Origin of the sequence: Bacillus sp. FJAT-27251 (assembly GCF_001273925.1) — a bacterium.
In the GTDB taxonomy this organism is placed as follows: Bacteria; Bacillota; Bacilli; order Bacillales; family Cytobacillaceae; genus Mesobacillus_B.
In genome coordinates this window covers 890,590-906,953 of sequence record NZ_LIGG01000001.1, presented here as the reverse complement: position 1 = coordinate 906,953, position 16,364 = coordinate 890,590, and the positions used below count along the sequence as shown (strand labels likewise).

Below are 16,364 nucleotides of genomic sequence, written 5' to 3'. Positions count from 1 at the left end.
GTAGCAAAAGCCAAAGCCGCCGCCGCAGCAAAGCGCAAGGAAATGGAGCAGGCGGGKGAAAGTGCGGAAGCATCCGAGTCCGGAGATGATGACCTAGCTAAAAAGAAAGCCGCGGCCGTAGCGAAAGCGAAAGCAGCCGCCGCAGCCAAGAAAAAAGCCGCAGAAGGCGCCGGAGACGGTGGCGATGATGCCAAGGCGAAAGCAATCGCCGCTGCCAAAGCTAAGGCCGCAGCAGCCGCTGCAGCGAAGGCAAAGGCTGGCGGAAAAGCCGCAGCCAGCGCGCCGGCAGAACCCGAACAGCCGTCGCCAAACCAGAAGTATCTGGATAAATATGTGAAAATTATCACTGAACACTTAGGCCAGGATGTGCTGGAAGATTCATATATTAATAAACTCTCAAAAGATGTGCCTACCCTGGTAGCCAAGCAGGAGTCGTATAAAAAAGTGGCTCAGTACCTGAAATACAATGAGAGCCTGGGCTTCGACTATCTGTCCAACCTGCATGGCACCGACTTCCAGACCCATATGGAAGTGTATGTGCATCTATATTCCTATAAAAACCGCCAGAGTGTGGCCCTCAAGGTCAAACTGGACCGCGATGCGCCGGTGATTGATTCTGTGCAGCCGCTTTGGGCAGGGGCCGATTGGCCGGAGTGCGAAACATATGACCTGCTCGGCATCAAGTTTACTGGACATCCAAACCTCCGCCGCATCATGCTGGGTGAGGACTGGATCGGCCACCCATTAAGAAAAGACTACGAACCGTATGATGTGGAGGTGTAGCCGGTGATACGCACTGAAGAAATGCTTTTGAACGTTGGTCCGCAGCACCCGAGTACACACGGCGTATTCCGTCTCGTTTTAAAAATTGATGGTGAAATCATCATCGAAGCCAAGCCGGTCATCGGATATCTGCACCGCGGGACGGAAAAACTCGCGGAAAACCTGCAATTTACGCAGATTATTCCGTATACCGACCGGATGGATTACATATCAGCCATGACCAATAATTACGTCATCTGCCACGCCGCTGAAACGATGATGAACATCCAGGTGCMGGAAAAGGCAGAGTATTTGCGGATATTGGCCATGGAATTGAACAGGGTTGCCAGCCACCTGCTATGGTGGGGAACCTTTATTCTCGATTTCGGGGCGACGAGCCCGCTTTTGTACGCGTTCCGTGACCGCGAGATGATTCTCAACCTGCTGAATGAGCTGTCCGGTGCGCGCCTGACATACAATTATATGCGAGTCGGCGGCGTGAAGTGGGATGCACCCGAAGGCTGGCTGGAAAAAGTCCGTGACTTTGTTCCTTATATGAGGGAAGAGCTGAAAGGCTACCACCAGCTTGTGACCGGAAATGAGATCTTCCTGAACCGGACAAAAGGCGTCGGTAAATACAGTAAGGAAGACGCGATCAATTATTCCCTGAGCGGTCCGAACCTGCGCTCAACCGGAGTCAAGTGGGACCTGCGCAAGGATGAGCCGTATTCCATCTACGACCGTTTTGACTTTGATGTCGTCACCCGCGAGGCTGGAGACGCGTTTGCCCGCTATGAATGCCGCCTTGCCGAGGTGGAAGAATCGCTGAAAATCATTGAACAGGCCGTGGAACAGTTCCCGCAGGAAGGGGAAATCATGGCCAAGGTACCAAAGATCCTCAAAGCGCCAAAAGGAGAAACATTTGTGAGGATTGAAGGGGCCAGAGGGGAAATTGGCTGCTATATTGCCGGAGACGGGAAGAAAGAGCCATACCGCCTGAAATTCAGGAGGCCGTCCTTCTATAACCTCCAAATCCTGCCCAAATTGCTAGAAGGAGAGAATATCTCCAATCTGATCGCTATTTTAGGAGCGGTTGACATCGTCCTAGGGGAGGTTGACGGCTAATGGTTCAGGATTTGCTCCACTCCAGTCCGGGACTGGCCAATTTCGGGATTTTCTTCCTGCTGGCCACCGTCCTGTTGCTTGTGATACTTGGCTTTGTTACGTACGGAATCCTGGCTGAACGGAAAGTGCTCGGGTTCATGCAGGGACGTTACGGCCCGAATCATCTCGGGGGCCGCTGGGGCCTTTTGCAGACGGTTTCAGACGTATTGAAGCTGCTTTTAAAAGAAGACATCATCCCGAAGGCGGCGGACCGGCCATTGTTCATCATTGCACCGGTCATTGCGTTTGCGCCATCGTTCATGGTCATGGCGACGATTCCGCTGACGGACAATCTGCAATTCGCCGACCTTGGCATTGGCCTGCTGTATTACGTTGCCATATCAGGAATGTCGGTCGTCGGGTTCCTTCTTGGCGGCTGGGCTTCGAACAATAAATTCTCGCTGCTTGGCGGAATGCGGGCAGCATCGCAGATGGTCTCGTATGAAATCCCGCTTGTCATGAGTGTGCTCGGAATCGTCCTGCTTACCGGAAGCCTGAACCTGAACGAGATTGTTGCCGCCCAGGAGGGTGTCTGGTTCATCCTGCTGCAGCCGGTGGCGTTCGTCGTCTTCTTCATCGCCGCAGTGGCCGAGCTAAACCGCGTGCCGTTTGACCTTGCCGAAGCGGAAAACGAGCTGGTCGCCGGTTTCCATACCGAGTACTCCGGTTTCCGCTGGGCGATGTTCATGCTTGCCGAGTATGTATATATGTTCGCGATGGCGTCCCTGATCACCGTGCTGTTCCTTGGCGGGTGGCTTCCGCTGCCGTTTTTGGGCTTCATTCCGGGGGCTGTCTGGTTCGCGCTCAAATTCAGCCTTGTCGTTTACATCCTGATCTGGTTCCGCGCAACGTTCCCGCGGATCCGCGCCGACAAGCTGATTGAATTCGCCTGGAAAGTGCTGCTGCCAGTCGCGCTGGCCAACATCTTCCTGACCGCACTGATAAAAGAACTGCTGGAGCTATTTTAAAACTAACAGGTGCAGCGCCATCGTGCGCTGGCACTCTTTCAAAAGGGGTGAACAAACGTGCTGGGATGGACAAAAGGTTTAGCCTATACCCTTAAAAACCTGACGAAAGAAAAGGTTACCTACGATTACCCGAATGAACCGCTGCCGCTGCCGGACAGGTTCCGCGGCATCCAGAAATTTTATCCGGAAAAATGCATCGTCTGCAACCAGTGTGCCAATATCTGCCCGACGGACTGCATCCAGTTGACAGGCAAAAAGCACCCTGATCCGACGAAAAAGGGAAAAATCATCGATACGTACGATATCAATTTTGAAATCTGCATCCTCTGCGACCTGTGCACAGAGGTATGTCCGACAGAGGCCATCGTGATGACCAATAATTTCGAGCTTGCCGAGTACAGCCGTGACGAATTGTTTAAGAACCTGGAATGGCTGGATGAAAACGACGAGAACGTTCGGAAGGAGAATAAGGCATGACGTTATCAGGTGAATTTTTGGCATTTATGTCACTAGCCATCGTGGCGGTCGTCGGCGGCATGCTGTTATTGAACCTGACAAAGGTCGTCCACATGGTGCTCGGGCTGTTTTTTACCTTTGCCAGCATTGCAGGGATTTTCATCCTGCTTACAGCTGAATTCCTGGCGGTTGTCCAGATTCTTGTCTATTCTGGTGCGATTACGATCATCATGCTGTTCGGCATCATGCTGACCAGGCACCAGGACGAAGAGGAGCAGCCGGCAGGAGGGGCCTGGAAGCGCGTGCTGCTGCTGATTGGCGTCCTCTCGTTTGGATCCGTCTTTTATATCGGGATTTATGGCCTGGACTTTGGCGCAACGCCCGCTGCCCTTCATGTCAGCAATACGGAGCAGATCGGGATGGCCCTGTACAGGGACTTTGTGATTCCGTTCGAGCTGATGTCGGTGCTTCTGCTTGTCGCCCTAGTCGGCGCGATTGTCCTGTCCCGCAAGGATGATGGAAAGGAGGCGGAAAAGCAATGAGTTCAGTTCCAATTACCGCCTTCCTCGCGCTTGCTTTGATTCTGTTTTGCATCGGCCTCTACGGGGCGCTGACAAAGCGGAATACCATCATCGTGCTCATTTCGGTTGAATTGATGCTCAATGCGGTGAATATCAACCTGGTTACCTTCAGCAAATACGGAATGACCCCGGCCATCACCGGCCAGGTATTCGCCGTGTTTGTCATCGCCGTAGCCGCCGCGGAAGTCGCAGTCGGAATTGCCATATTGCTGGCGCTGTACCGCAACCGCAAAACCGTCAACATCGACGAAATCAACACCATGAAACACTAATGTTGCTTTAATCAACTAAAGAGTGCCTGACCCCCGGCGCGTTAATGTGGTAACGCGGCGGACAGCCCTTTACAGAGGGCACAATCTAGACGCGCGAAAAGAAAGAGGGCGCGTTCAAAAAAGGGGATTGTGATATACATGGAGAATGCTTGGCTCATTCCGCTTTTCCCGCTTTTATCGTTTGTCTTCCTCCTTCTGTTCGGCCGGAAGCTGAAAGAAGGCAGTGCGTATGCAGGGATTTTGCTGACCCTTGCCTCTTTGGTCTTTTCAGTGATCGTACTGGTGGAGCGTATGGCGGCGCCGGCCTCCTATAAAGCGGAAGCTGTCTGGCTCAAAATAGGCGAACTGGAGTTAACAGCGGGATTTGAGGTAAATCAGTTAAACGCGTTGATGCTGGTGATCGTGTCACTCGTCAGCTTTCTTGTACATACTTATTCAAAAGGCTATATGCATGGAGATGACAGGTTCCATGTGTTCTATGCCTATCTTGGGCTGTTCACGTTTGCGATGCTTGGGCTCGTCCTGTCTCCGAACCTGCTGCAAACCTATATCTTCTGGGAGCTTGTCGGCGTTGGTTCCTTCCTGTTGATCGGCTTCTATTATTTCAAGAACGAAGCCAGGGCTGCCGCGAAAAAAGCATTCATCATGACACGCATCGGCGATGTCGGCCTTTTGATCGGGATGATCCTATTATTCTGGCAAGTTGGCAGCTTCGAATATGATGAAATCTTTGCAGCCGTGGAAGCAGGCAGTATTTCTGGGACAATGATTACTCTGACAGCGATCCTGATTTTTGTCGGGGCGGTCGGGAAATCCGGCCAGTTCCCGCTGCATACCTGGCTTCCGGACGCGATGGAAGGTCCGACGCCTGTGTCGGCCCTGATCCATGCCGCGACAATGGTTGCCGCTGGTGTCTACCTCGTTGCGGCCACATTCCCGCTGTTCGCGGCGAGTGAAACGGCAATGATGACCGTCGCGATTATCGGTGCATTCACGGCGATTTTTGCCGCCAGCATCGGCCTTGCGCAGACCGATATCAAGCGAGTGCTTGCCTATTCGACGGTGAGCCAGCTTGGCTACATGATGCTCGCGCTTGGTTCTGCCGGCTATGTGGCTGGTGTGTTCCACCTTATGACGCACGCATTTTTCAAGGCTTTGCTGTTTTTGGCAGCAGGAAGCGTGATCCATGCGCTCCATCATAAGCAGAATATCGAGGAGATGGGCGGCTTGTGGAAGAAACTCCCGCTCACAGGTCCGCTCTTCCTGATTGGAACGCTGGCCATCTCGGGTGTGCCTTTGTTTTCAGGTTTCTTCAGTAAAGATGAAATCCTGATCGCCGCCTGGGCGCATGGCAACTATTTCTTGTTCATCCTGGCCGTGATTGCGGCATTCTTCACTGCTTTTTATATGTTCCGACTGTTTTTTATGGTCTTTACGGGGAAAGCACGCAGCCCGCTCGGCAATGTACAAGAGTCACCAGCCGCGATGACGATGCCGATGGTCGTCCTTGGCGTCCTGGCGGTGGTTGCCGGGTATGTGAACACTCCGTGGTTCGGTACGTTCCTTGGCGACTGGCTGGTGGAAGGCAATGAAGCCCTCGGCCACGGCCACATCGAAGGCCCGGCCTGGATCATGATTGTGGCAACGCTGGTTTCCCTGGCAGGGATCTTCCTGGCCTATCTTATGTATTATAAAAAAAGCCTTGCCCGCGACTGGTTTACAAGCCGCGCGCCCATTACGTACAGCATCGTCCGCAACAAGTATTTTATCGACGAGTTTTACAATCTTTCCGTTGTCTACGCCACGAGGTCGGTTTCACTGTTCCTGCGTTTCATCGAGCTGTTCCTTGTTGAAGGCCTGATGAAGCTGGTAGCGGGAGTGGTCTCTATGCTTGGAAAAACAGGCTCGAGGTTGCAAAACGGACAGATCCAGACGTACGGAATGGCAGCATTCCTCGGACTTGCTGTTCTGTTGCTCATCTTTGCGCTCACAGGGGGGTACTTAGGATGAATAGTGTATATTTAAGCCTCTTAGTCTTCTCCCCGCTGCTGGGCATTGTGCTGCTTGCGTTCATGCCGAAGACCGGTGAAAAGGGCATCAAGCTCGTCGGCTTCCTGGCGACTCTGCCGGCAACGGTACTGGCCTTGCTGGCCTACTTTGCCTACCAGGGAGGGAAGGACCTGGCCGATTATGGCGAGAAAGTCCGCTGGATGCAGTTCGGCAGCTTTGGGGAGCTCGACCCGGACCTTTTTACCGTCTATTACGAGCTTGGCCTTGACGGTTTCTCGCTCCTGATGGTTGTTCTGACCGCGGTGCTCGCGAGCCTGGCCGCACTGGCTTCTTTCCATATCAAGCGCGAGTGGAAAGGATATTTCATGCTGTTCTTGCTGCTTGAAATCGGGATGCTGGGTGTCTTTACCGCCCAAAACCTGATTCTGTTCTTCCTGTTCTTTGAAATTACCCTGATTCCGATGTTCTTCCTGATCGGAAAGTGGGGCTATTTTAACAAGGAAAAAGCGGCCTATAGCTTCCTTGTCTACAACGGACTGGGATCGGCGGTCCTCCTGATCGTCATCATGGTACTGTTTGCGAAAACAGGGACTTCCAATATCGAAGCCTTGAAGGTATTCCTTAATACAGATGGGGCCCAGCTTCCGACGCCAGTCTCTGATTCTGTTAAAATGGGGCTCTTGATTTCGCTGCTGATCGCCTTTGGCGTCAAGCTGCCGATCTTTCCGCTCCACAGCTGGATGCTGCGGGTGCACGTGGAAGCACCTCCATCGATTGTCATGCTGCACTCAGGCGTGCTGCTGAAAATCGGTGCCTACGGTTTGATCCGGTTCGGGATGGGCATTTTTCCGGAACAGTTTGCGGAGCTTGCCGTACTGATTGCCGTTCTGGGTGTGGTGAACCTTCTTTACGGAGCGTTCCTGGCCTTTATCCAGACGGATTTTAAGATGGTCCTTGCTTATTCTTCTATTTCCCATATGGGCATCGTGCTAATCGGATTGGGAGCGAATAACGAAGCGGGAATTCAGGGTGCGATCTTCCAGGTGGTGTCCCACGGCCTGATTTCGGCGCTGCTGTTCTTCCTAGTCTCAGTGCTGTACGAGCGTGTGCATTCAACGAATATCAACAACCTTGGCGGCCTCGCGAAAGGTATGCCGCTTACGGCAGGATTCCTTCTTGCAGGGGCGATGGCCTCGCTCGGCCTTCCGGGTATGAGCGGATTCGTCAGCGAATTCATGGCGTTCCTCGGGCTGTTCAGGGAAATGCCGGTCCTCGCTGCCGTCGGCTGCATCGGGATCATCATGACCGCTGTTTACCTGCTGAGGGCCGTCCTGGCGATCACCTACGGCCGTTCGGACCGCCAGTATGCGGGCATCTCCGACCTGAGATCGTTTGAATGGGCGCCAGTCCTTGTGCTTATCGGGTTGATCGTCCTGATCGGCGTGTATCCGGCCGTGCTCAGCCAGCCGTTAGAGTCTATTGTTCTAGGGTTAGGAGGGTGATGAAAAGATGGATTTAGAGACATTGCTATCGTTTGAATGGAGTTTGATGACACCGGAATTCATCGTTTTGATCGTTGCCACGCTCCTGACACTGCTTGACTTGTTTTTGCCGAAGAAGTTCAACCGCAACCATCTTGGCTGGATTGGCCTGGTGGGAATCCTGCTTGCGCTTGTCAGCGTGTTCGGCCTGATCGGCAGGGACCCAGGCTCAATTTTATATGACACCTTCCGTCTCGACTCGTTCGCGAAAGCTTTCAAAATCTTGCTCCTGGCAGGGTCGGCGCTGGTATTTTTGCTGGCCATCGATTATGAGCCGAAGGAAGGGCGCAGCGAATACCGCGGCGAGTTCTTCTACTTGTTCATGACCGCTTTGCTCGGTGCGATGATCATGTCGTCAAGCGGTGATTTGATCACCTTGTTCGTCGGCCTTGAGCTGCTCTCGATTTCCTCGTATATTCTTGCAGGCTTGCGCAAGACCAATATAAAGACGAATGAATCGGCGATGAAATATGTGATCAACGGAAGCATTTCAACAGCGATCCTGCTGTTCGGAATGAGCTATGTGTACGGAATTACTGGTACAACCAACCTGAAGGCGATGGCGGGAATGCTGCAGACGGTCACTGACCCTCAGCATCTGTACCTGCTCGGCCTGGCGTTCTTCATGATTTTTGTCGGGCTGTCGTTCAAGATTGCCGCCGCTCCGTTCCATATGTGGGCTCCGGATGTGTATGAAGGCTCGCCGACTCCGGTCACCGCCTTCCTGAGCGTGGTTTCCAAGACAGCCGGCTTCATTATCGTCATCCGCATCATGCTGTCGATCTTTGCGGCGGTGCCAACAGGCGATGAAGGCTTTCCGATGCTGTTCGCGCTTCAGGATTACATCGGCTTCCTTGCAGGCGCAACCATGATCATCGGAAACGTGGTGGCACTAAGGCAGCGCAACATCAAGCGATTGTTTGCCTACTCAAGCATCGCGCATGCCGGGTACATCCTGGTCGCTTTTACGGCGATGTCGTATGTGATGTTTGACAGCATCTGGTTCTACCTGCTGGCCTACCTGTTCATGGGGATGGGAGCGTTCGCGGTCATTCAGCTGATCACGGCAAAAGAAGGGTCCGAAGATATCAGCCACTTTGCCGGACTGTACCAGCGCTCACCGATTTTGGCGGTAACGATGGCCATTTTCCTTCTGTCGCTTGCCGGCATTCCGGGAACCGCCGGCTTTATTGGCAAGCTGAACATATTCCTGGGCGCGCTCATGGTCAACCCATCACATTATGTGCTGGCCTCAATCATGATTGCGACCACGGTTGTGTCTTATGTGTATTACTTCGGCATCATGACACAGATGTTCTTCCGGCCGTCAGCCGGGCTGGCAACGGCAGAAGCGGCAGCTGCAGTCCAGGGGGAAGTACCGGCAGCGAAGCCGGGGCTGCCAGCCGGAATAACCGCTGTCATCATCATCTGCGCGGCGGCAACCATCCTGTTCGGCATTCTGCCGCAGCTTGCGTTTGACTTCCTGCAGACAAACTTCAATCAGTTTATGGATTTCATGCAATGATTTGATCGTGCCCAGGTTGGGGGACCTGGGCCTGTTACGCAAAACAAAGGGGTTTTATAAATTGTACGGAAGGAAGCCGGCTTGGGGGAGCCGGTTTCTTTTTTATAAAAAAAGGTCGGGGTATCGCGCTGGAGCTGGCCAGTTATCCAAATGTAGAAGTTTAAACCTTTTGCATAAAAAATAGTTTTGGGTAAGTGAAACTTTTAGAACTTTCCTCCGTCTATAAGTAAGGGGATTGCCACTGGCATTAGCCCAGGGCTGCAAGACCTAATGATCCAGCTGAAAGGGGTGACTGAGCCGTGGTGACAAATTTTGGCCCTCAGGCTTTGCTTAGCATCGTTTCGCACTTGGTTTTCATAGCTTTGGCATGGTGGGCGCTGCAGGCATTGAACTTCGATAAATTCCTGCGTGCAGGCCGTGTGCTTCAAGCGAGAGTGCTATACATAATGCTTTCGATTTTCCTTGGTTCGGCCGTCAGCAGCTTTTTCTTGGATTATCTGCTCTGGTCGAGGCAGCTGCCGGCGGTTTTCCAGTAATTACCGCCTCGATTTTACCTAAATTAGGTATTAATACATGTTTTCAAAAGAGCTTTTTTTCAGTATGATGTTCATTGGATTGTGTTTTTCATTGTGAGAAAGTGCGCAATCTGTCCTTTAGACTAAACGCCTGGGAAGGTTGTCCAAAATCCCGTGGGCCAATTGTCAAAAAGTGACGAGAATTCCCAAGTATGCTCCTTCCCATCCTGGTAAAAATGGTACTAAGGGAGAGGGGATAGGAATATGCATAGAATTCTTTGGACTTTATCAATTTTTGGCATGATTGGTTTTATAGTGCTCCAAGCCGGGAATAGGACGACTGTGGCAAACGTGGACCAAGAGCTGGCGACCATGGCCTCAGTCTTAAAGGACGAACATATTTTAATCAATGAGTGGTCTTTATATGCAAGAAATGAAATGAAGGATGTCAAAGAACAGGCGGACCAGGAAAAACTGGCAGCTGAATTGCAAGCCAAATTCCCAAACTGGTCATGGGAAGAAACAGCAGAAGGACAACACCACAGCCTTACCGCAACATCTGTTTCTTCTGGCTATACGGAAAAGATCAAGATCACGGCATCAGGGGAATCCGGCCATTTACGTACATATGTATTGTATGAGGTCAGAGGTCATTCATGGAACAGACGATCAGAGTCTTTTTTAAATGAGGAATGGCAAAACAGATTATTTGACATTTTTCGAGGGAATCATACAACTTTTTCTTGTATCAAAGGTGAAATCAGTGATATGATTGGTTCGTCTTTGCCTAATCACATTAACGGACTTTTAGAGGCATTTAACGCGGAAGAAGTGGAGGCCCTTGAGGAGGAAACCTTCATCTCGACATCCGCTTATTCACCGCTATTTTCCGGAAAATTAAGCAAGGACCATGGTATGAATTTGCAACTTGGACTCAGGAAACCAGACGGAATGGGCGGTAAGACTACCGTTGTAGTTGGCACACCCATCATTACGATTGAATATTAATATAGAGAAATTGGACGCGGAGGGGAATACATTTGGAAAAAATCATCGTCCGCGGCGGAAGAAGGCTAAGCGGCACTGTTAAAGTAGAAGGAGCAAAAAATGCCGTACTGCCTGTTATCGCTGCAACATTATTAGCAAGTGATGGAAAAAGTGTAATTCGTGATGTGCCGACTCTCTCCGATGTATATACGATCAACCAGGTACTCCGTGCTTTAAACGCAGATGTGGAGTTTGAAAATAATACGATTGTTGTCGATGCATCCAGAGAGTTGAAAATTGAGGCACCATTTGAATATGTACGTAAAATGCGTGCTTCCGTACTAGTTATGGGATCATTGCTGGCGAGGAATGGCCGTGCCCGTGTGGCATTGCCTGGCGGCTGCGCAATTGGTTCCCGTCCGATTGACCAGCACCTGAAGGGCTTCGAAGCAATGGGTGCGACTGTAAAAGTCGGAAATGGCTTTATCGAAGCCGAAGCGCCGGAAGGCCTCCATGGCGCGAAAATCTATCTCGACTTCCCGAGCGTAGGCGCAACGGAGAACATCATGATGGCCGCTGTCCTTGCGAAAGGCACGACAATCATGGAGAATGTCGCCAAGGAACCTGAGATTGTCGACCTTGCCAACTTCCTGAACAAAATGGGAGCCAAGGTACGCGGTGCAGGTACAGGCACCATCCGCATCGAAGGCGTGGAAATGCTGTTCGGTGCCGAGCACAACATCATTCCAGACCGGATTGAAGCAGGAACCTTCATGGTGGCTTCAGCGATTACAGGTGGAAATGTCCTTGTAAGGGGAGCCGTTCCGGAGCATTTATCTTCCTTGATTGCGAAGATGGAAGAAATGGGTGTCATGATTGAAGAGGAAGAAGACGGTCTGCGCGTCATCGGCCCGGACATCCTGAAAGCTGTTGACATCAAAACGATGCCGCACCCGGGATTCCCGACCGATATGCAGTCACAGATGATGGCCTTGCTGCTGCGTGCCCAGGGAACTGGCATGATCACCGAGACTGTGTTTGAAAACCGCTTCATGCACGTGGAAGAATTCCGCCGCATGAATGCGCAAATCAAAATCGATGGCCGCTCTGTCATTGTCAATGGTCCATCCGACCTGCAGGGAGCAGAAGTCGCTGCAACCGACCTTCGTGCAGCTGCCGCTTTGATCCTGACCGGCCTTGTGGCCGACGGCGTGACCCGCGTAACCGAACTGAAGCATCTTGATCGCGGCTACGTAGGCTTCCATGACAAGCTCGCCGCCCTTGGCGCTGACATTGAGCGCGTAACCGAAGCGGACGAAGTAGAAGTAACAGAAACCTTCGTAACAGACATGAACGCTTAATTAAATAGAAACGTCCTGTTAAAACCGGAGAATCATGCGAGTGTAAAGCATTGTTCTGCGGTTTTAACATTTTAACAAGGGAACGCTTCACCGTGTCGGGGGTCAGGCACTCTTTAGTGCTTTAACGTGTCGGGGGTCAGGCACCGTTTAGTGCTTTAGTATAGTGAGGGTCAGGCACGCTTGATTCTGGGTGTGAGATTGCTGTCATAAATGCTTGTCCTTGCCCATAGGATGTATGGAGACGGGGAGTTCCCGTGTTAATCCTGTTCTATGGAGGCCGTTTTATGTCAAAAATCAACCCACTCTTCGTACTAGCAGCCGTTCTTTTCACCGTCATCCTCCTGATCCCCACGATGCTTGTCCTTCCTTTTATGGAAGGCAGAACAAGCGGAAAGCTGGCTGAGGATATCCAGCAGCCTGCCAGCACTCCCGCAGCCAAGAGCCCGTCTGCTGATTCTACGGTGGAGGTGGCCGTGTTCCGCACCGCCCAATCGACACTGGAGAAGCTGCCGCTTGATGAATACCTGATCGGCGTCGTGGCCGCTGAAATGCCGGCCGAGTTCGAGCTGGAGGCACTGAAGGCACAGGCGCTTGCCGCAAGGACGTACTATGTCAAACAAATCATGGGAGGCGGAGGGGGCAAGCTGCCCCAGGGTGCCCAGGTGACCGATTCCGTGGCCCATCAGGTTTTTAAAAACAGGGATGAACTGAAACAGCTGTGGGGTTCGGCTTATAGCTGGAAGATGGAAAAAGTTACTGAAGCCGTCAAGGCGACGGATGGTCAGATTTTAACGTATGAAGGTGCACCAATCGATGCCACATTCTTTTCGACGAGCAATGGGTTTACCGAAAACTCGGAGGATTACTGGCCTAATGCGTTTCCCTATCTGAGGAGCGTCGAAAGCCCATGGGACGTTGGCACACCGAAATACACAAGCCAGACGGCGATGCCGGTCAGCGAGTTTGAAAGGAAGCTTGGCGTCAAGATTGACGGGAACGGGGAAATCGGCAAGATTACCGAACGGACCGCCGGCAACCGGGTCGCCAAGATTGAGATTGGCGGCAAAACCCTGACCGGGAAGGTTGTCCGTGAAAAGCTCAGCCTGAGATCCAGTGATTTCAACTGGTCCCTCAAAGGCAGCCAGGTTGTCATCGAGACAAAAGGCTTTGGCCACGGCATTGGCATGAGCCAATACGGCGCCAACGGCATGGCAGCCGAAGGGAAGAGCTATAAGGAGATCGTCCAGCACTATTATCAGGGCATTGAAATTGCCTCGGCAGAGAATGCGCTGACGAAGGTGATGGCGAGGAAGTAGCAGTGGAATCGGACCAGGGAGCTAATCCCTGGTTTTTTGCATTGCACGTAAATACCGTTCTTCCAGCAGGGAAACAATGTGGGGAGGGCGATGATAGATGCAGCCTTTTTTGGATCCGGTGGATGGGAGATTCAGTCCTGCAAGCAGATTGCTGGCGACTTTTATGGAAGAAATCCCGGTAAAATCCCTGAATGCACGGTTCGTCATAGTAGGCTTAATTAGAAGAAAGTAGTCGAGTACAGCATCCTGATGGGCATCCCTGGACTGAAAGAGGCAATTTGGGCACAACCAGAGCCTATTATGGCGTATCATCCCGAAATGGCAGCAGGAAGGGCATCCTACCCCTCCCTTTAAATCAGAGGGGCAAATTCCATAGGAGGTTTGGAGAGACGGAAAGTAAGGGGAATCCTCTTTTAAGAGAAGCCTGCATAGCTTCCTGATATCCCTATCAGACAAGAATTCTGTGCTGCAAGAGTTCATCTGCTTAAGAATCTGGCTTTTAAGTCTGTCAATTTTACAAATTGCTTGATGGATGCGGGAGTCCTTGGTGCGTATAACGGCGGAAGGGTTGCTCAGTATCACTTGGGTAAAGATTGGCAGTCTTTCAAACCGGTGGGAGGCAAGCCAGTCCTGGAACTGCTCTTTGTGCCTTGTAACCTGGAGAAGGGGATTGTTGTATCCTTTTTCGCCCGTCTCTTCTGAACGGCTGAATTGATGCCAGTCTATATTTAAGCTGCCGCCCATATTCTTCGTCTCAATGATTGGGATGAATTTGCGGGAGAGGATCAGGGTGTCTATTTGGAAATGATGATCGGAGTGGGGAAGGCGCAGGCCGCGAAAGATAAAATGCTCTTTGTCATCAAGAAATTGCAAATGGAAATCGGTTTGAACTTCTCCATGATGCCCCGACATTTTCATGCGAGAATCGTTTTCTATTTGTGGCAGTTTTGGATGATGAATGGGGAGCCTTCTGGCCAATGCCTGGTTAAAATGGACTTTCAGGGGTATGTTACGGTGTTTTACAATCAATTTTATGCCTCCTTTTCTTTTTAAAAAGAGAATACGCTTGAAAAGGAGGCAATACCTGCTGGATTGAGGGATATTTTTGTATAGTTTGTGACTCTTTTATGTACGGGAGGATTTTAATCCTGATATTGCTGGATTTAATCCTGATATGTCTCGGGATAATCCTGATATTGCTGGGTTTAATCCTGATATCTACCAGGATAATCCCGATTTGTGCAGAGATACTGATTTCATTATGCCCGCACGCGCTCCCGAAACCCCTTCAGCCACTCTCCAAGCTTCCCGAACTTCCCGCTAAAGTACGCGTGGTGCATAAAGTGCGAGAATACGAGCACGCCGATAGTGTCTTTTACAAAGTCAATCACCGTCGCGGAGCGGTATGGCACGAAGGATTGATGAATTTCGTCTGCCAGCCCGTACAGAATCGCCACTCCCATGAAAATAAAGCTCATCGCCGGGCGGAAATCGCGCAGCGTGAGACCTGCAAGAAACAGGAGCGCATACAGGATGCCAAATTCCACAAGGTGGAGCGACTCCTTGATAAAGCGGTCCACACCATCATCAGGCAGGGCGACCACGGCGTCGGCAGGCATGCTCGACAGCACCCAGATCAGCGCCATATATAGGAAAGGCAGCAGCCTGAAAAAAACTTTCATAAAAAAACCTCCATGCATGCATAATTTAAATCGGTTTGTCGAAAAATAAGCAGTAAAAAATTTTTCCAGTCTATGTATATATTTTTTCGCATCTGTTCAGAATGATTGCTGAGGTGATGAAAATGAGAGAGGAAAAATCTTCTCAAGACAAAAGCTTTAAGCGCTTTTTCAAGAAGCGGTGGGTGTACCCAGCAGTTTATCTATCAAGTGCCGCACTCATTCTAACAGGTGTTCTCTGGTATTCAAACGGCGGTGAAGAGAAAATCGACCAAGCCGGAGAAGTTCCTGGCAGAGGCTTCCAAGAACAGCCAGCCGTCGAAGTAAACAGGTCCCTGGAAAATTTCGTAATGCCACTATCGGATGCCGAGAACTCTGTCATTAAAATGCAATTCTATGATAATGACAGTGACAAGGCTGAGCAGGAAGCGTCCCTGGTTGTCTACAATAACCAGTACCACCCGAACACCGGTATTGACATCGCTGCCAAGGATAGCAAGGAATTTGACGTCATTGCATCGCTGAGCGGTGAAGTAGTCACAGTCAAGGAAGACACATTGCTTGGCAACGTGATTGAAATCGAGCACGACAATGGAATTGTAACACAGTATCAGTCAATTAAAAATATCAAAGTCAAAGCGGGCGACATGGTCGAGCAGGGCGACAAAATCGCGACTGCCGGCACAAGCGTTTTCAATGAAAAAGCAGGCGTCCATGTACACTTTGAGATCCGCAAAGACGGAATTCCAGTGAATCCTCTTGACTATTTGGACAAGCCGCTGAGCTCATTGGAAGAAGCCCAAATTGCTCCTGAAAGCAACTCCGGCAAGGACGAAGCAGGCTCCCAGCTTGAAGAAGGAACACAAACTGGCGAAGACGCTTCAATGGAAGAAGACACTGAAACTTCAACAGAAGAAGGCACCGAGACAGGTGAAGAAACTTCAACTGACGAAGAGCCAGCGGACGATAAAACTCCAGCTGATGACGACAAAGACTCTGCTGAAGACACAGACTCAAGCAACTCTTAAAAATCAGTTTGTTGATACCCTTACACCCTATGGTAAACAAGTCACAAAGACCCGCTCGTTCGCAGCGGGTCTTTTTTTAGTGCAGGCGAACCGAAGAACATTAAAGCACTAAAGCGTGCCAGACCCCACGTGCTGTGAAGCATTAAAGGGTGCCTGACCCGCGGTGCGCTAAAGCGGCAAAGTGCACTGCACCCATCCG

The 16,364-nt window shown here is 51.1% G+C and carries 16 protein-coding genes; 14 read left to right on the top strand and 2 right to left on the bottom strand.

All coding sequences use genetic code 11. The features are described from left to right. The 13 genes from ADU22_RS04210 to spoIID all read left to right on the top strand — a co-directional run. Nucleotides 1-783: NADH-quinone oxidoreductase subunit C (locus ADU22_RS04210; RefSeq protein WP_231687844.1), on the top strand; the 783-nt coding region annotated here is incomplete at its 5' end. Between the two features lie 3 nt (nt 784-786). Next, nucleotides 787-1,887: an NADH-quinone oxidoreductase subunit D gene (locus tag ADU22_RS04205; RefSeq protein WP_053361056.1), complete on the top strand. Its 1,101-nt coding sequence runs from the start codon at nt 787-789 to the stop codon at nt 1,885-1,887. Continuing rightward, nucleotides 1,887-2,894, top strand: a complete 1,008-nt coding sequence (gene nuoH, locus ADU22_RS04200; RefSeq protein WP_053361055.1) for an NADH-quinone oxidoreductase subunit NuoH — start codon at nt 1,887-1,889, stop codon at nt 2,892-2,894. The genes ADU22_RS04205 and nuoH overlap by 1 nt, the downstream gene beginning before the upstream one ends. A gap of 57 nt (nt 2,895-2,951) precedes the next feature. Further along, complete coding sequence (nuoI, locus tag ADU22_RS04195; RefSeq protein WP_046523750.1) at nt 2,952-3,371, top strand: NADH-quinone oxidoreductase subunit NuoI; 420 nt, start codon at nt 2,952-2,954, stop codon at nt 3,369-3,371. Beyond that, a complete protein-coding gene (locus ADU22_RS04190) occupies nt 3,368-3,892 on the top strand; it encodes an NADH-quinone oxidoreductase subunit J (protein WP_053361054.1) in 525 nt (174 codons plus the stop codon). The genes nuoI and ADU22_RS04190 overlap by 4 nt, the downstream gene beginning before the upstream one ends. Then, on the top strand, nt 3,889-4,203 hold the full coding sequence (gene nuoK / locus ADU22_RS04185) for an NADH-quinone oxidoreductase subunit NuoK (protein WP_053361053.1): 315 nt from the start codon (nt 3,889-3,891) through the stop codon (nt 4,201-4,203). The genes ADU22_RS04190 and nuoK overlap by 4 nt, the downstream gene beginning before the upstream one ends. A gap of 138 nt (nt 4,204-4,341) precedes the next feature. Continuing rightward, complete coding sequence (gene nuoL, locus ADU22_RS04180) at nt 4,342-6,213, top strand: NADH-quinone oxidoreductase subunit L (RefSeq protein WP_053361052.1); 1,872 nt, start codon at nt 4,342-4,344, stop codon at nt 6,211-6,213. Further along, nucleotides 6,210-7,715: a complex I subunit 4 family protein gene (locus ADU22_RS04175; RefSeq protein ID WP_053361051.1), complete on the top strand. Its 1,506-nt coding sequence runs from the start codon at nt 6,210-6,212 to the stop codon at nt 7,713-7,715. The genes nuoL and ADU22_RS04175 overlap by 4 nt, the downstream gene beginning before the upstream one ends. 7 nt (nt 7,716-7,722) lie before the next feature. Continuing rightward, a complete protein-coding gene (gene nuoN / locus ADU22_RS04170) occupies nt 7,723-9,279 on the top strand; it encodes an NADH-quinone oxidoreductase subunit NuoN (RefSeq protein WP_053361050.1) in 1,557 nt (518 codons plus the stop codon). 299 nt (nt 9,280-9,578) lie between these two features. Continuing rightward, a complete protein-coding gene (locus ADU22_RS04165) occupies nt 9,579-9,815 on the top strand; it encodes a DUF1146 family protein (RefSeq protein ID WP_046523744.1) in 237 nt (78 codons plus the stop codon). Nucleotides 9,816-10,058: 243 nt separating this feature from the next. After that, nucleotides 10,059-10,802, top strand: coding sequence for a YwmB family TATA-box binding protein (locus ADU22_RS04160; protein ID WP_053361049.1), 744 nt, complete (start codon nt 10,059-10,061; stop codon nt 10,800-10,802). Nucleotides 10,803-10,834: 32 nt separating this feature from the next. Beyond that, complete coding sequence (gene murA, locus ADU22_RS04155) at nt 10,835-12,142, top strand: UDP-N-acetylglucosamine 1-carboxyvinyltransferase (RefSeq protein ID WP_053361048.1); 1,308 nt, start codon at nt 10,835-10,837, stop codon at nt 12,140-12,142. A gap of 284 nt (nt 12,143-12,426) precedes the next feature. After that, the gene (gene spoIID, locus ADU22_RS04150; protein WP_053361047.1) at nt 12,427-13,458 is read left to right on the top strand and encodes a stage II sporulation protein D; all 1,032 of its coding nucleotides are present in this window, start codon (nt 12,427-12,429) and stop codon (nt 13,456-13,458) included. A gap of 21 nt (nt 13,459-13,479) precedes the next feature. Here spoIID and ADU22_RS04145 read toward each other — a convergent pair whose 3' ends face one another. Next, nucleotides 13,480-14,487, bottom strand: a complete 1,008-nt coding sequence (locus tag ADU22_RS04145; RefSeq protein ID WP_053361046.1) for a nuclease-related domain-containing protein — start codon at nt 14,485-14,487, stop codon at nt 13,480-13,482. A gap of 230 nt (nt 14,488-14,717) precedes the next feature. Next, the gene (locus tag ADU22_RS04140; RefSeq protein WP_053361045.1) at nt 14,718-15,140 is read right to left on the bottom strand and encodes a VanZ family protein; all 423 of its coding nucleotides are present in this window, start codon (nt 15,138-15,140) and stop codon (nt 14,718-14,720) included. 122 nt (nt 15,141-15,262) lie between these two features. Between ADU22_RS04140 and spoIIQ the strand changes: the two genes are divergently transcribed. Continuing rightward, nucleotides 15,263-16,165, top strand: a complete 903-nt coding sequence (spoIIQ, locus tag ADU22_RS04135) for a stage II sporulation protein SpoIIQ (protein WP_053361044.1) — start codon at nt 15,263-15,265, stop codon at nt 16,163-16,165. The last annotated feature ends 199 nt before the right edge of the window (nt 16,166-16,364 follow it).

Excerpts from the sequence above, each read along its gene's own strand:
- nuoH (WP_053361055.1), top strand. The coding sequence starts at position 1,887 with ATGGTTCAGGATTTGCTCCACTCCAGTCCGGGACTGGCCAATTTCGGG.
- nuoN (WP_053361050.1), top strand. The coding sequence starts at position 7,723 with ATGGATTTAGAGACATTGCTATCGTTTGAATGGAGTTTGATGACACCG.
- ADU22_RS04175 (WP_053361051.1), top strand. The coding sequence starts at position 6,210 with ATGAATAGTGTATATTTAAGCCTCTTAGTCTTCTCCCCGCTGCTGGGC.
- ADU22_RS04190 (WP_053361054.1), top strand. The coding sequence starts at position 3,368 with ATGACGTTATCAGGTGAATTTTTGGCATTTATGTCACTAGCCATCGTG.
- spoIIQ (WP_053361044.1), top strand. The coding sequence starts at position 15,263 with ATGAGAGAGGAAAAATCTTCTCAAGACAAAAGCTTTAAGCGCTTTTTC.
- ADU22_RS04160 (WP_053361049.1), top strand. The coding sequence starts at position 10,059 with ATGCATAGAATTCTTTGGACTTTATCAATTTTTGGCATGATTGGTTTT.
- ADU22_RS04140 (WP_053361045.1), bottom strand. The coding sequence starts at position 15,140 with ATGAAAGTTTTTTTCAGGCTGCTGCCTTTCCTATATATGGCGCTGATC.
- spoIID (WP_053361047.1), top strand. The coding sequence starts at position 12,427 with ATGTCAAAAATCAACCCACTCTTCGTACTAGCAGCCGTTCTTTTCACC.
- nuoL (WP_053361052.1), top strand. The coding sequence starts at position 4,342 with ATGGAGAATGCTTGGCTCATTCCGCTTTTCCCGCTTTTATCGTTTGTC.
- nuoK (WP_053361053.1), top strand. The coding sequence starts at position 3,889 with ATGAGTTCAGTTCCAATTACCGCCTTCCTCGCGCTTGCTTTGATTCTG.